Below are 14,502 nucleotides of genomic sequence, written 5' to 3'. Positions count from 1 at the left end.
GTCTAATATCTTTGCTGCAATTATTTAAAAAGATACAATGAAAAAATTAAGTTTGACGATTCTTTTTTGTTTATTAAGTTTTATGACTTTCGCACAATCATTAAAAGTAGTGATAAAACAGGACGGAAAAGTAATTCAACCTGTGAACGATGTTTATGAGCTGAAGAAATCCACTTTCCAGTTCGAAATCACTTCTACCAATCTGGAAGGATTTTTAGTTGGAGCTACTACAAACAAGGATATTTATGCAGGAGCTTTGGGACTTTTAAGCACACAGGAGGTTCCGTGGTTTCAGAATACGGGTATGGCTGAGGAATTGTACAATAAAGACAAAGAAATGTTTCTGATGGATTCTGCTCCTTCTTATTGGTATTACACAGATGCGAAAGATCACAGATTTGATAAAAATCCTAAAGGTAACGCAAAGCAATGGACTGCCACACGTACTATTACAAGGTTTTATGATATTATGGTAGATCAGCCTATCAATTTAAAAGATTTTGACGGCAGAGTTTTCATCCTAATGTATCAGCCTGAATATAACGACGAATATGATTTAATAGGAAAGAAAAACCTGTTTCAGGCTGCGTTGAAATTCAAAGATTAAAAAACACACCAATTATTTGATTATATAAGAAAAAGGTCTGCTTTTACGATGTAAGCAGGCCTTTTTTGTAGATGAATATTTTATTCAATAATCAATCCATATTCTATTGCTAATTTGATGGCTGAGCTAAGATTGGATGTCTGGAATTTCTCAATAAGGTTCTTTCTGTGGCTTTCTACGGTATGCGGACTGATAAACAGTTTTTCTGCCATTTGATTGGTGGTAAGTCCTTTCGCAGCTTCCCCAAGAATTTCCTTTTCTCTTCGGGTCAGTTTGGGTACATGATTTAACCCATCAGTTGATTTTTTCTCCAAAACAGACTTAGTTTGCGAACATAAAAATTGAGTCCCTTCATACACGCTGGTAATCCCTTCCAGAATTTCAGAAACTGAAGCATTCTTCTGAATGTATCCACAGGCACCTTCAGCCAAAGAACTATTAATGACAGGCAGTTCATTGTGAACACTGAGAATAATAATCTGAAGATTGCTATACTTTTTCTTTAAAGGTTTTATGAGTTCAATGCTGTTGGTATCTGCCAGATTGATATCCAGCAATAAAATGTCAATAGCATTTTTTGCAAGACCGGTATTCATTTCTGAAACGTTTTTGAAACAATCTACTACATCTATGGTATCGCTGTTTCCTAAAATATTCTTCAATCCTTCTAAGAGAAGTGGATGATCATCTGTTATAGCTACTTTTATCATGTTTAATGAATAGGAATTTGAAGTTCTATACTGGTACCAATATTCAATTCGGAAGTGATATTCATTGTTCCTTTTAAAAATTGGATTCTTAATTCTATATTATGAAAACCTGCTGTTTTTCTAACGTCTAAACTTTTAGGATCAAAACCTTGGCCGTTATCTTCTACCGTTATGTTTAATACATTTTCTTCTTCACTTATCTGAATAATAATTTCCGAAGTATGAGCATGCTTTATGGCATTATTGACCAATTCCTGAATGATTCTGTATATGATCAATTGTTTTTCCTGAGATACAGAATTCCTGTGATTGATAAATTCTGTGTGAATTTCTAAAGCATTATTGGAAATACGGGAAGCAAACTCCTGAATAGCTACTTCCAGACCATATTTCATTAACAGATCCGGCATTAAATTGTGCGCAACACGCCTTAACTCCTCTACAGCGCCATCAATCTGATCAATTGATTTGGAAATTCCTTCTTCTATATTTTCAGACTGATGAGGGTTTAAATAAGACAACTGATGCTTAGTTCCGGAAAGCAGACCTCCCAATCCGTCATGAAGATCACGGGCAAGCCGGCCACGTTCCTGCTCCTGCCCTTCAAGCAACGCGGTAAGCGTAGATATTTTTGAATTTTGTTTCTCCTGTTCCATGGCTAAAGCATGCAATTCATCTCTTCGCTTAAGAGACTTGGCGCGTTGTTTATAAGCATACAACAATAACAGGATCAGAATAATGAAGAATATGATAAAGAAAATGTAGTAGGTATTGATCTTTTCTTTAAATGCCAGCAGCTTTTTATAGTTGTTAATATCATTACTCTTCTGTTGGGTTTCTAATTTTGCCAAACGAAGCTGCTGTTCCTTTTTCTCCGATTCAAGTTCTGAGAATTTCAATCTTTCGCGTTGATTTTCTTCTACCAGTTTTAAGTTGTTGTATACCTGTTCACGTTGTGCCCGAAGGATATTGATCAACTTAATTTCCTGCGCTTTTTTATCGCTTTCCAGCTGCAGTTTGATATATTTCTGTTCCTGGCGTTCTTTATCAAACTGAGATTCTAATCTTTTGGTAATATCCAGTTTTTCCTGATCGTAAACGCTTTTGTATTTGTCAACATAACTTTTATAATAAGTGAGCGCTTCTTTATAGTTGCCCTGTTCTTCGCTAATTCTGGATAAAGATTCAAGGATAGACAATTCAATATTATGATCTCTGACAGGACTTTTCCCAATTTCCATAGAGGCTTTTATAAAGTAAGACTTAGCCAAATCATAATTTTTGTCCTGTAGAGCCAGCTCAGCCAGAATCCCAAATGAAGAAGCAATATGAATAGGGTCACCTATTTCCAGACTCACACTGTTGGCTAATCTGGCATACTGCATCGCCTTATCTTTATCAAAACCAGTATATAAATTGGCTAAATTGATGGCCACATAGGAAAGACTGCTCCTGTTGAGCATCGCATCTTTATTTTTATTAAAAGCAGTAATAGCTTGTAAATAATACTGTTCTGTTTTATTCCTAAACCCTGTATCTGAAGGATTTTGAGTATATTTCTGTTCGTACACATAGCCCATTCGCATATAGGCGTCGAAGATAAGATTAGGGTCATTTTGTTTGGATGCAAGCAACAAAAATTGTTTGCTGTATTTCTCTTCCAACTGGTATTCATTGAGGTTGGAATAGATAGTTGATAATTCTTTAGCAACGTTACCAAATCTTCCGTACAGCGTGGAAGTGGTTGGTGAGTTTTCATAATATTCGATAGCTTTCAGGTAAGCAGCAACAGCATCAGTTGTTTTATTATTACGGATCAGAATCCAGCCTTTTGCATATTGCAAATAACCTTTCGCTTCGTTGCTGGTTGTTTGCAGGCTGTAGGTTTTTGCCATCTCCAGACTCTTTGAAGATTCAGATCCTTTATTATCCAACCGGTAATTCATGGCTTGCACGGCGTATAAAATAGTAGCATACTTCCCATCAGCCTGTTTTCTAGCCATGGAAATATTGGTTTCTAAAATCTGGTAAGACTGAGACTTTCGATTGTGAAAGAATAAGGCTGTAGCATATTTGGGAGCAAGATTCAACTGTTCTGCAGTATTGTTTGAAGCATGGTTGTATTCCTTTTCTAATTTGCTTAAAACATCTTGTGCCTGAACAAAAAACGGACAAATAATTAAAGTAAATATAAATAGTAACCTGTGCATCAACCCCTTATCTTTATTAAGTTTTAGTATAGTAAAGAACGTAAATATAGGCAAATACCGCTAATTGATTTTGAGGCTGTTTTGTTCGGTAAAATCACTTTTTATCCCGTAAAGCAAAACGGCAACCCGATCCAGATCAAATATTACTTTTACAGCTTCTTCTCCACCCAATTTTATTTTGTTATTGTTTTTACCCATGCTTATATTGTAGTGTCTGTTCGAAATAAGAATTTATCCTTTCATTATGGGTGAAAAAGAAAGCTATAGAAGTTATTAAATTAATATTGATGTTTCGCCACTTTACTTCTTAATCAATTTTCGATGTCAAAGATAATAACAGCTGTTACACCAAAACATCCCTGATAACAGTGGTTTTTTTAAATCCCATGAATATTTTCTAAAATACTTTTAATATATAATTTCCAACCTGTTAAGACAGTATCATACACAAATAAAATGCAGCTAATACGAGTCCCATAACTCCGGAAAGCAGGAATGAAAGAAAATAATAACGTGCCGTTTTATTTTTCTTCCGTAAAGAATGAATGATCAAAATAATGAGTGTGCATATAATTCCTGCTCCGAAAAAAATAATCAGTACAGCAAAGAATAATGCTCTTTCAAGGTGTAAATCTGCGGATGAAAGCATAGATCAATTAAATTTATAAGTTAGAAAAGTTTTTAAAAGAAGAAAATTATAGAAATCATCAGGTATTTCTGAATTTCATATTATATTAGCCCTCAATATTAGAGAGAATCAAACAATAATACAATCCCGATTGTCAGCTATTTTTCATTGTATCTACAGGCCTTCATAGACAATCTAAAAGCTGTTTTGGGTTTTTATTGGTCTATTTTTATACTATAAAGACTTGTAGCTCATATATTTTAAAATAATACTACCTGTATATTATTATTGTTTAACAATTATTAATCAATTATTATCTTACATCAAGATATAGTGAAGATTTTCTATCTACATTTGTGAATATAAAAAAATAGGATACACTCTATTATTAATCATTAAAAAAAGAAACAATGAGTACACTTACATTAAAAGACGGAACAGAAATTTACTACAAAGACTGGGGAAAAGGACAACCAATTTTCTTCCACCACGGATGGCCATTATCAAGTGACGACTGGGATGCACAAATGTTTTTCTTCCTTGAACAGGGATACAGAGTAATTGCTCATGACAGAAGAGGACATGGAAGGTCAGAGCAGACTCCTTATGGTCACGACATGGATACGTATGCTTCTGATGTAGCAGAAATTGTAGAAGCACTGGATTTAAAAGATGTCATCCACGTAGGACATTCTACAGGAGGTGGTGAAGTGATCAGATACGTAGCAAAACATGGTAACGGAAGAGTTTCAAAAGCTGTTTTGGTAAGCGCAGTTACTCCTATTATGGTTCAGAATGACAACAACCCGAATGGAGTTCCCATCTCTGTTTTTGATGATATCCGAAATAATACGGCTAAGCACAGACAGCAATTCTTCATTGATATTACCTTCCCTTTTTATGGGTACAACAGAGAAGGAGCTAATGTTTCTGAAGGAATCCAGAGAAACTGGTGGAGACAGGGAATGAGCGGTTCTATCAAAGCTCATTACGACTGTGTAAAAGCATTCTCTGAAACAGATTTTACAGAAGATCTTAAAAGTGTAGATGTTCCTGTATTGGTAATGCATGGTGAAGATGATCAGATTGTTCCTTTTGAAACAACAGGTAAAGTAGCTGCTACCCTGCTTAAAAACGGAAAACTAATTTCTTATCCTGGTTTTCCTCATGGTATGCCTACAACAGAGGCGGAAACCATCAATAAAGATTTATTATCTTTTTTTCAATCATAATTAATTTGTATTAAAATATTCCAAAGGCATCGTTTTTTTTAACGATGCCTTTTTAATTAAAATCACCATTTAGTGTTTTAAATAAAATTAAAAATACTTTTAAATAAAGGGTAAATTGATATTTGTTTAGTCTCAAATTTGTGATTTAACGTTGCAATAGTTACATTTGCACCGTTAAATTATAACTTATGAAAACCAAATTACTGACTTTATTAAGTCTTCCGATGCTTTTGGCATCTTGCGCTCAGGATGAAATCCTTGATCAGGGATCATTACCAAATCAAACTGAAGCACAATCTAAAAGTAATACAGCTAAAGGAATACCTATTAATCAGGAATTCTTTATTACAGAAACTACAAATCACCCACAAAAAATATACGGTGGAAGTTCTATTGAAATTTCTCATGAGCAGCGTAAATACAGACTGATCATGCAGGATGACAGTAATCTAGTTTTATACTATAAAGATCAAAATGGTATAGAGCGTCCTCTATGGGCAACTAATACTGACAGACAGGGCGGTTTCCCACACCTTATTGCTCAGGAAGATGGAAATTTGGTTATTTATAATAACGGGAATCCACTATGGTCTTCCAACACAGCTGTAAGCTATCCCGTTTCCAATCCCCATATTAAAATGCAGCTTTTCAGAAAGCGTGGACCTTTTATTCCGGATGGGTACAGAATAAAAATTATTCTGGGAGGTAATAATGAAGAAAGAGCATTAATAAAATCTGTGGATGTAAATGAATATCCTTAAAATGATAACAGCCGCTTCTGCACAGAGGCGGTTTTTTTATATAAATAGGATAAAACCAAAGATTATGGAAGCTCGAATCGATTTTTTTCGTATCTTTGCACACTATTATTCCTAATGTCCTTAGGGGTAACCAAAACAGATATTGATAACAAAAACAATAAAAAAGCAAAACAATGCCAAAATTAAAAACGAAATCAGGTGCTAAAAAGCGTTTTGCTCTTACTGGTTCTGGTAAGATCAAAAGAAAAAATGCTTACAAAAGCCACATCTTAACTAAGAAAGAAACTAAGCAGAAGAGAAATCTTACTACTACTTCTTACGTAGCTAAAGTGGACGAAAAAAGCGTTCAACGTCAATTAGCAATTAAGTAGTTTTTATAAATCTATATTCGGTTTATAAGAATTCAAAACAAATTCAACAATTTAACCCTGAAACGGTGCAAATAAGAGTAACATCAGTTGCCGCCCTTTTCAAAAAAACAATTTAAATTATGCCAAGATCAGTAAATGCCGTAGCTTCAAGAGCTCGCAGAAAGAAAATTTTTAAGCAAGCTAAAGGTTTCTTCGGAAGAAGAAAGAACGTTTGGACTGTAGCTAAAAACGCGGTAGAAAAAGCAATGCAATATGCTTACCGTGGTAGAAAAGAGAAGAAGAGAAATTTCAGAGCACTTTGGATCACTCGTATCAACGCGGGAACTAGAGAGCACGGAATGTCTTACTCTCAATTTATGGGAGCTCTTAAAAAGAACAACATCGAACTTAACAGAAAAGTTTTAGCAGATTTAGCAATGAATCACCCTGAAGCTTTTAAAGCTGTTGTAGATCAAGTAAAATAATGTAGAATAGATTTTGTTATCAATATAGATCCCGGGTTTTTCCCGGGATTTTTTTGTTGCATATTTTCAAGCTTATCCTGGTTTCAGTACAAAATTCAATTCTCTGTAGATTTTATAATAATTTGACATATCAATACTGAAATACATTGCCCCGATGAATCAAATACTAAATATTTAACATTAAATACTTAAAATAATAGAAAAATATAAATCAATATAACCAATTAAAAGAATACAAAACCAACATAATAACAAATCAAATAAAAAGACATATTATTATTGAAAAAATAAGCAATACAGTCAATATATCCATAATTATTGACAATAAATAATGATTTATTGTTATATTAGCAATCTCTAAAAAAAGTATCTATAATGAAAAAAGCTGCAGTTTTTTTACTGACGTCTATTGCCCTACAAACTATTGGTGCACAGAGTTTTATTCAAGCTTATAAAGACAGGGCTGATATGGTGACCCAAACCAATATCAATAACAATCTTCAGGAATTTGCAGGATTGGGTGTAAAAACAACGGGAACAACGGCTAATAACAATGCTTTTGACTGGCTTAAAAACAAATACCTGTCTTACGGATATACAGCCAGTGATTTTTCCGAAGATGCTTTCACCTACGGAGGCAATAGCTCAAAAAATTTCATTATTACCAAAACCGGGACTGTATATCCCAACAAATATGTCATTATCTGTGGACACTATGACACCATTGTAGGTCCTGGAGTAAGTGACAATGGCAGCGGAACTTCCATTATTCTTGAAGCAGCAAGGATTCTGAAAGATGTTCCTACAGAATATTCCATTAAGTTTATTCATTTTTCCGGTGAAGAGCAAGGTCTTGTGGGAAGTAATCATTATGTAAATAATGTTGCTTACCAGGGAGGTACTCGTGTTCTGGATATAAAATTGGTTCTAAATATTGATCAGGTAGGAGGTCTTATAGGAAATAACAACAATACAATCAACTGTGAAAGAGATGAAGGCGGAATATCTTCCAACAACGCAATATCTAATACGATGACTCAGGAACTGATGACCTGCACTACCCTTTACTCTCCTCTTCAGACCAATCTTTCTCATGCTTACAGTTCAGATTACATGCCTTTTGAGAGCAAAGGATATACCATTACAGGATATTATGAAACGATCCAAAGTAGTAATGAGCATACTGTAAATGATACTTATGCCAATCTTGATCCTGTCTATGTTTTCAATGTAGGGAAAGCTGCTGTGGGAGCTTTGCAGCATTTTGCCGTAGCTACTACAACCAACAATCTTTTAAGCACCAAAGAAACCGCACAAAACTCAGCAGAAGCAGTAAGAGTGTACCCTAACCCAGCTAAAGACCTTATAACAATAGAATTTCCACAAAAGGTAAAGCAATTTAAAGTTGAAATTAATGACATGGTAGGAAATTCAGTTCTCAATGTTGAAAATGAGGAAAAAATAAATACTTCAGGCTTTAAAAATGGAGTTTATATGGTTACCGTTAAGACAGAAAAAGGAAATACAACCAAAAAAATAATCATCAATAAATAATGCCATCCTGAATATTTGATGTTAACTTAAATTCCATCAGGATTTCATGAATTAGAATCATACAATGAAGAAAATCTCTACTTTTTTACTGACCTCTATCACGATGTGCAGTATGAATGCTCAAAGTTTCATTCAAGCTTATCAGGACAGAGCGAATATGGTGAATCAAACCAATATTACTACCTCTCTTCAGGAATTTGCAGGATTAGGTGTAAAAAAAACAGGTACCACAGCCAATAACAATGCTTTGGAATGGCTCAAAACGAAATATCTTTCCTATGGTTATACAGTCAGCCAAATGGCAGAAGACCCTTTTACCTCAGGAAGTTACAGCTCCAAAAATCTTGTCATTACTAAAACAGGAACCGTATATCCCAATAAATACGTGATCATCTGTGGACATTTCGACAGTATTACCGGAACGGGAGTTAATGATAACGGAAGCGGAACATCCATTATCCTTGAAGCAGCAAGGATTTTGAAAGATGTTCCAACAGAATATTCTATAAAATTCATCCATTTTTCTGGTGAAGAGCAAGGACTTTTAGGAAGTACACATTATGCAAACACAGTTGCCTACCAGGGAAGTAACCGTGTTTTGGATATTAAACTTGTTTTCAACCTGGATCAAGTAGGTGGTGTGATGGGAAATAATAACAATACTGTTTACTGTGATGAAGATCAGGGTGGATTATCAACAAATAACGCAGCTTCCGCTGCTGTAACGCAGGAACTCAGAAACTGTACTGCACTGTATTCTCCTCTTCTGACGGCCGTAGATCCCGCTGAAGACACGGATTATATTCCTTTTGAACAGAAAGGTGAAGTAATTACAGGTTTCTTTGAAAGAATAAGAAGCACCTATCCACATACCGTGAATGATACTTTTGCCAATACCGATCCTGTATACATTTACAAGATAGGAAAAGCAACTGTGGGAGCATTACAGCATTTCGCGGTTGCTACAGGAACATTGGGGACTTATGAAACCGTTGTGAAAAACAGTCTTGAAAACATTAAAATCTACCCAAACCCTGCAAAGGATGTCATCAATATTGAACTTCCTGATTTGGGAATTAAGAATTTCACTTTTGAAATTACTGACTTCCAGGGAAGATCAATTTTCAAGAGAACCAATGAAACAAAAATCAATTCCTCCGGATTGGAAAATGGTGCTTACCTCGGGATTTTAAAAACAGGAGATCAAACTGTAGTAAGAAAAGTGATGATCGAAAGATAATTTGCTATAAAACTTTATTACATAAAAACCTTTGAAGCCATTCAGAGGTTTTATTTTTTTTACCAACGCTTACAATTCAATCATTTACAATAAAAATCATAAAATCGATATGACATTCATATTAAATTTCATTTTATTTTGAAATATTAAACACTTTGTTGTGATTTATTTACTACATTCGTGTTACCAAATAATATTATTCATATGAAAAAATTCACAACACTTTTGTGCACTGCATTCGTTATGCAGTTCATCGGAGCTCAAAGCTTTATCCAGGCTTATAAAGACAGAGCGGATATGGTTACCCAGGCCAACATTACTGCCAATCTTCAGGAGTTTAGTAATTTAGGCGTAAAAACTACTGGTTCTGTAGCCAATACCAACACTTTGAACTGGATCAAAAACAAGTATACTTCTTATGGCTATACTGCAAGTCAAATCGTAGAAAGCCCGTTTACTTTCGGAAGTACGAGTTCCAAAAATTTAATTATTACCAAAACCGGAACACTTTATCCTAACAAGTATGTTATTATCTGTGGGCATTTCGATACTATTTATGGTCCGGGAGTGAATGACAATGGCAGCGGAACATCTATCATCCTGGAAGCCGCAAGAATTCTAAGAAATGTTCCTACTGAATATTCCATCAAGTTCATCCATTTTTCCGGCGAAGAACAAGGATTGAGAGGAAGCAGCCACTATGTCAATAATGTGGTATATCAGGGAGGTGTCCGCAAATTGGATATCAAACTGGTCATCAATCTGGATCAGGTAGGTGGTGTAAAAGGAAATAATAACAACACGGTGTACTGTGATGAAGATCAGGGAGGTGTTTCCAGCAATAATGCAGCTTCTGCAGCAGTAACTCAGCAGTTGAGAAACTGTACAGCGCTCTACTCTCCTCTTCAGACGGCTGTAGATCCGGCAGCAGATACCGATTATATTCCTTTTGAACAGAAAGGTGAAGTGATTACCGGTTTTTTTGAAAGAATAAGAAGCAATTACCCACATACCTCCAAAGATACTTTTACCAATATGGATCCCGTGTATGTCTATAATATTGGAAAGGCTACAGTAGGTGCATTACAGCATTTTGCAACGGCTTCTACAACATTACCTGTAGCAAAGAATTCATTAGAGACTGTAAAGATCTATCCTAATCCCGCCAGCAATGTTATTAACATTGAATTACCGGATTCTAAAGAAAGTAATTTCAGTTTTGAAATCAGTAATTCTATGGGAAGAACAATGCTTAAAGTGAATAATGAAAAAAAGGTTGATGTTTCCGGTCTTCAAAACGGAGTCTATATCGGAGTTTTGAAAGTGGGTGATCAGACGCTTGTTAAAAATATCATGATTGAAAGATAAAAAATCAATCTATAATAAAAAACAGCAGGAATATTCCTGCTGTTCTTATTTGTAAAAGAAGACGTTCAAATATTTTTATTCAAAACAGTTATTTTTTAATGCCAATTCTTTGATTTTAGAAACAATATCCTCGTCATTAATAAAACCATCTCTGATATCTGTTAATAATTCCTCCAGCGTTACTTTATAAAGATCCGCCTCATTAAATGATAAAAAATGTATAATCTCTGCTAAAGCGTTATCAAAATCTTTAAGTTCACAATAGGACAAATATTTTATCTGGGATGCTATTTCATTGTATTCATCTTTTTGTAATACATTATTAGCAATATCAATAGCCCACTGATATTCTTCTAACTTGTACCAACAGTTTGACATGAATAATAGTCTGTAGTTTTCAGACTTTGGAGATAATCCATTTATATTTTGCAAAATTATAACAGCGGACATATATTGCCCGTTATCCATCAAATCTTTAGCTTTTTGTAACGGAGTCATTATTTAGGAGATTGATCTATTTTTTTTAAAACTAAAAAACATTTTTTATTTTGAGCAGATATTAATTTCTTTCTTTTTATTATGAAATATTCCTTTTCATTTACAAAAGCGCTATCATTTTGTCCCAGCGTATTATGATATTGTGATTTCAGAAATAAAGTATCCTCTTTTACACTCCATATTCCGGAAAATTGTTCTACAGAACCGGGATAAATCAAAACGAAATTACTATTCTTCTTAAGTACAAGTATAGTACCTGGTGCATCTGTAACATAACAGACACTCGCATATCTTCCCAGCTTCAATTGTGGTTTACAATTAATCAATGAAAGAAAAGAAAGCAGTATAAATAATCTTCTCATTTTATTTCTCTTTTTAAAACATTACTTCAAATTAAAAAAGAGTACAGTGATAAAACAAATTCTCACCTATGACTTCTAAAGCATATTTCATTTTCTATAATAATCCATTTAAATTCCTAAAATAAGCATTCTTCCAAATATCATGACTGAAAAATAAAATATAATTTCACTAAAAAAATAAGCCCTTTTCTATTGCGAAAAGGGCTGTTTTTATAAAAAAGATTCATATTAATAATTAAAATTAAGAGAAACCGTATAATATCTTCCGTTTCCGCGTACATATTCTGCATCACGCGCAGTATACATTGAGGTAGGTGTGAAATAAGAGGTATTGAATATATTCTCTATTCCAAGCCCTATGGTCAGGAGTTTATTTAGTTTATAGCTTCCCTGAACATTGAAAAGGTTAAAACTTTTCACAGGTCCTTCTCCTTCATCATACTTTCCTGAAGCTGCGGGCTCAAACTTATCTCTTTTAAATGAGTACATATGATAGACTCCTAATTGTAGTTTCTGAACCTTATCATTCCATTTAACGAAAGAATTCAACCTTGCGGGTGCAATTCTTAAACCGCTTAAATATTTTTCGTAGCTGTTATCATTCTTTACATCTACCTTCCCTTCCTGGTAAGTATAACTGGTTCCGATAGTTAAGCCTCGTGTCGGATAGATATTCACTGCCAATTCTACTCCGTTAATGTACTGAGGAGCACGAAGCGGAGTCCAGAAACCGTTTACAGAAACAAGATCAGCTCCCAGTTTGGAGTAATTATAAAAATAACTGGCTGAAAAATCTACATACTGCCCTATTTTACTGTTGAAACCTATTTCATAATTATCAATAACTACAGGGTCGGTATTGATTTCGCTTAAGACATTGCTCTTTGCATCTCTAAGCACACGGCCAAATCATAGATATTAAATCCTCGGGAATATGAGGTGAAAGGCTGGAAGAAATCAAATGCCACATAGCTCACACCTACATTATAAGATAGATTTGAATAGTTTAATCTTCCTCCTTCTACATTGAACGGAACATCTTTATTGGAAGGCAACGTAGTATAATCCGGAACTTTTACGGACATTTTATCCCATCGAACGCCTGCCTTTACCGTCAAATCATCTGTAAGGAATAATTTTCCCTGTACAAAAGGTGCGACAGCCAGCATATTCATTTCCGGAACCCACATTCTTCCGTCAACCAGCGGCTGGCTTGTTTTTTCATCTAAAAGATCCAGACCATAGGTCAATGAACCTTTTAACCCCTTCTCTTTTCCAAATTCAGTATTAAAATCTGCTCTAAAACCGTATTTTTTTTCTAAAATAGCGGATTGCCCTCCTGTTTTCCATCTCGGAGCATTCCTGTAATCATAAATCGTATAAAAGTCCTGGAAATATAGGGTTGTATTGAGGGTGGTGTTACGGAAAATATTCTTATTGATATATTTAAGATATCCGTTGTAGTTATATCTTGTCCCTTCTTTCACTCCTTCTCTGTCACCTAATTTCCCGGTAGAAGGCTGTTCGCCATATTTTCCCTGATCCAAAATATATTTGGAATCCTGCAGACTCGAATAGTAATTATACATCGCTTCCAATCTGTTATTCTCATTAAGATCATATCCTATTTTCGCGAAAATATTATTGACAGCAGTCTCGCCCAATCCATATCTTGGATTCTGGACTAATCCTTCACCGTCTATTTTTACTCCGTTTTGGGTAAGAGTTCCATTCACCAGATAATCGAACTTACCTGCTTTTCCCAAGAAGCTTTGGGAAACTCTGTACCCTGCACCCCCATCTGATTTGAACATTTTATTATGAAACAAATCATGGCTGGTAAATCCTAATACGGTTCTTCCTGAAAAAATTTTACCGGAAGTACTTTTTTGGGTTATATAATTAATAATTCCTCCTTCTGCACCATTCCCATAGATGGAAGTAGCTCCTTTCACCACTTCAATTCGTTCTAAGACCGAAGGATCAATACTTCTGATTTCTCTGTCATTATTACGTAAAGGGCTGGATTGTGGAATTCCATCAATCATAATCAGAACGTTTCTTCCTCTTAATGTCTGCCCTCTATTGCTCACCAGGTTATTCCCAAATGCTAATCCAGGTACTTTGTAGGCAAGAATATTACTGAGATCGGCAGAAATCAATGATTGTTCTGCAATTTCTTTTTTGTTGATGATATTAACTGTGGAAGCTGTTTTCTTTACAATTTCCGGAGATCTTGATGCGGTAACAATCACTTCATCAAGCCTGTTCTGTTCTAATGAATCTTTTTTCTGGGCAGCCACTTGAGAAAATGCCACAAGGCTTCCGATTAAGAAAATAGATTTATTCATACTTAAGTCTTATTTAGAATAATTAAAAACAAAAGTACGATTTTTGACAGCCTGTGAAATTTGGGTGTTTTAACAACCTTTCGTTTGGTATAGTTTTAAATTAATTCACTAATCACATCTAAATAAAATAATCCATTCATATGACT

General features: G+C 34.6%; 14 protein-coding genes. 8 read left to right on the top strand and 6 right to left on the bottom strand.

Going from position 1 to position 14,502, the window contains the following annotated elements; all coding sequences use genetic code 11:
• Positions 1-37: 37 nt before the first annotated feature.
• Positions 38-607: a hypothetical protein gene (locus tag CQ046_RS09395; protein WP_105702013.1), complete on the top strand. Its 570-nt coding sequence runs from the start codon at positions 38-40 to the stop codon at positions 605-607.
• Positions 608-687: 80 nt separating this feature from the next.
• On the opposite strand, the gene CQ046_RS09390 is transcribed toward CQ046_RS09395, so the two are convergent.
• On the bottom strand, positions 688-1,317 hold the full coding sequence (locus tag CQ046_RS09390) for a response regulator transcription factor (RefSeq protein ID WP_105702012.1): 630 nt from the start codon (positions 1,315-1,317) through the stop codon (positions 688-690).
• A gap of 2 nt (positions 1,318-1,319) precedes the next feature.
• Positions 1,320-3,527, bottom strand: a complete 2,208-nt coding sequence (locus CQ046_RS09385) for an ATP-binding protein (protein WP_105702011.1) — start codon at positions 3,525-3,527, stop codon at positions 1,320-1,322.
• 1,038 nt (positions 3,528-4,565) lie between these two features.
• On the opposite strand from CQ046_RS09385, the gene CQ046_RS09375 reads away from it, so the two are divergent.
• From CQ046_RS09375 to CQ046_RS09345, 7 genes are all read left to right on the top strand, one after another.
• Positions 4,566-5,387 carry an alpha/beta fold hydrolase gene (locus CQ046_RS09375; protein ID WP_105702009.1) on the top strand — a complete coding sequence of 274 codons (822 nt, stop codon included), beginning with the start codon at positions 4,566-4,568 and terminating at the stop codon, positions 5,385-5,387.
• A gap of 188 nt (positions 5,388-5,575) precedes the next feature.
• A complete protein-coding gene (locus CQ046_RS09370) occupies positions 5,576-6,148 on the top strand; it encodes a hypothetical protein (protein ID WP_105702008.1) in 573 nt (190 codons plus the stop codon).
• Between the two features lie 173 nt (positions 6,149-6,321).
• Positions 6,322-6,519 carry a 50S ribosomal protein L35 gene (gene rpmI, locus CQ046_RS09365; RefSeq protein WP_002979658.1) on the top strand — a complete coding sequence of 66 codons (198 nt, stop codon included), beginning with the start codon at positions 6,322-6,324 and terminating at the stop codon, positions 6,517-6,519.
• Between the two features lie 119 nt (positions 6,520-6,638).
• Positions 6,639-6,983 carry a 50S ribosomal protein L20 gene (rplT, locus tag CQ046_RS09360; protein WP_034694451.1) on the top strand — a complete coding sequence of 115 codons (345 nt, stop codon included), beginning with the start codon at positions 6,639-6,641 and terminating at the stop codon, positions 6,981-6,983.
• Between the two features lie 375 nt (positions 6,984-7,358).
• Positions 7,359-8,537, top strand: a complete 1,179-nt coding sequence (locus tag CQ046_RS09355) for a M28 family peptidase (protein ID WP_105702007.1) — start codon at positions 7,359-7,361, stop codon at positions 8,535-8,537.
• Between the two features lie 64 nt (positions 8,538-8,601).
• A complete protein-coding gene (locus CQ046_RS09350) occupies positions 8,602-9,777 on the top strand; it encodes a M28 family peptidase (RefSeq protein ID WP_105702006.1) in 1,176 nt (391 codons plus the stop codon).
• Between the two features lie 204 nt (positions 9,778-9,981).
• Entirely contained in the window at positions 9,982-11,145 is a 1,164-nt protein-coding gene (locus CQ046_RS09345; RefSeq protein WP_105702005.1) for a M28 family peptidase, read from the top strand.
• Between the two features lie 75 nt (positions 11,146-11,220).
• Here the strand turns inward: CQ046_RS09345 and CQ046_RS09340 are convergent, their stop codons facing one another.
• The 4 genes from CQ046_RS09340 to CQ046_RS09325 all read right to left on the bottom strand — a co-directional run bounded on the left by CQ046_RS09340 (position 11,221) and on the right by CQ046_RS09325 (position 14,356).
• The gene (locus CQ046_RS09340; protein ID WP_105702004.1) at positions 11,221-11,643 is read right to left on the bottom strand and encodes a hypothetical protein; all 423 of its coding nucleotides are present in this window, start codon (positions 11,641-11,643) and stop codon (positions 11,221-11,223) included.
• Entirely contained in the window at positions 11,643-12,005 is a 363-nt protein-coding gene (locus CQ046_RS09335; protein ID WP_105702003.1) for a hypothetical protein, read from the bottom strand. The genes CQ046_RS09340 and CQ046_RS09335 overlap by 1 nt, the downstream gene beginning before the upstream one ends.
• Before the next feature lie 228 nt (positions 12,006-12,233).
• Entirely contained in the window at positions 12,234-12,905 is a 672-nt protein-coding gene (locus tag CQ046_RS23970) for a TonB-dependent receptor domain-containing protein (RefSeq protein ID WP_105702002.1), read from the bottom strand.
• Complete coding sequence (locus tag CQ046_RS09325; protein ID WP_105702001.1) at positions 12,875-14,356, bottom strand: TonB-dependent receptor; 1,482 nt, start codon at positions 14,354-14,356, stop codon at positions 12,875-12,877. Before CQ046_RS09325 ends, CQ046_RS23970 begins: the two co-directional genes overlap by 31 nt.
• Between the last annotated feature and the right edge of the window lie 146 nt (positions 14,357-14,502).

Origin of the sequence: Chryseobacterium sp. MYb7, assembly GCF_002979455.1 — a bacterium.
Lineage (GTDB): Bacteria > Bacteroidota > Bacteroidia > Flavobacteriales > Weeksellaceae > Chryseobacterium.
Note: the sequence above shows the minus strand (reverse complement) of the source record. Positions and strands in the feature narration are given on the sequence as shown.

Excerpts from the sequence above, each read along its gene's own strand:
- CQ046_RS09385 (WP_105702011.1), bottom strand. The coding sequence starts at position 3,527 with ATGCACAGGTTACTATTTATATTTACTTTAATTATTTGTCCGTTTTTT.
- CQ046_RS09350 (WP_105702006.1), top strand. The coding sequence starts at position 8,602 with ATGAAGAAAATCTCTACTTTTTTACTGACCTCTATCACGATGTGCAGT.
- CQ046_RS09390 (WP_105702012.1), bottom strand. The coding sequence starts at position 1,317 with ATGATAAAAGTAGCTATAACAGATGATCATCCACTTCTCTTAGAAGGA.
- CQ046_RS09375 (WP_105702009.1), top strand. The coding sequence starts at position 4,566 with ATGAGTACACTTACATTAAAAGACGGAACAGAAATTTACTACAAAGAC.
- rpmI (WP_002979658.1), top strand. The coding sequence starts at position 6,322 with ATGCCAAAATTAAAAACGAAATCAGGTGCTAAAAAGCGTTTTGCTCTT.
- CQ046_RS09340 (WP_105702004.1), bottom strand. The coding sequence starts at position 11,643 with ATGACTCCGTTACAAAAAGCTAAAGATTTGATGGATAACGGGCAATAT.
- CQ046_RS09345 (WP_105702005.1), top strand. The coding sequence starts at position 9,982 with ATGAAAAAATTCACAACACTTTTGTGCACTGCATTCGTTATGCAGTTC.
- CQ046_RS09325 (WP_105702001.1), bottom strand. The coding sequence starts at position 14,356 with ATGAATAAATCTATTTTCTTAATCGGAAGCCTTGTGGCATTTTCTCAA.
- CQ046_RS09395 (WP_105702013.1), top strand. The coding sequence starts at position 38 with ATGAAAAAATTAAGTTTGACGATTCTTTTTTGTTTATTAAGTTTTATG.
- CQ046_RS09335 (WP_105702003.1), bottom strand. The coding sequence starts at position 12,005 with ATGAGAAGATTATTTATACTGCTTTCTTTTCTTTCATTGATTAATTGT.
- rplT (WP_034694451.1), top strand. The coding sequence starts at position 6,639 with ATGCCAAGATCAGTAAATGCCGTAGCTTCAAGAGCTCGCAGAAAGAAA.
- CQ046_RS09370 (WP_105702008.1), top strand. The coding sequence starts at position 5,576 with ATGAAAACCAAATTACTGACTTTATTAAGTCTTCCGATGCTTTTGGCA.
- CQ046_RS09355 (WP_105702007.1), top strand. The coding sequence starts at position 7,359 with ATGAAAAAAGCTGCAGTTTTTTTACTGACGTCTATTGCCCTACAAACT.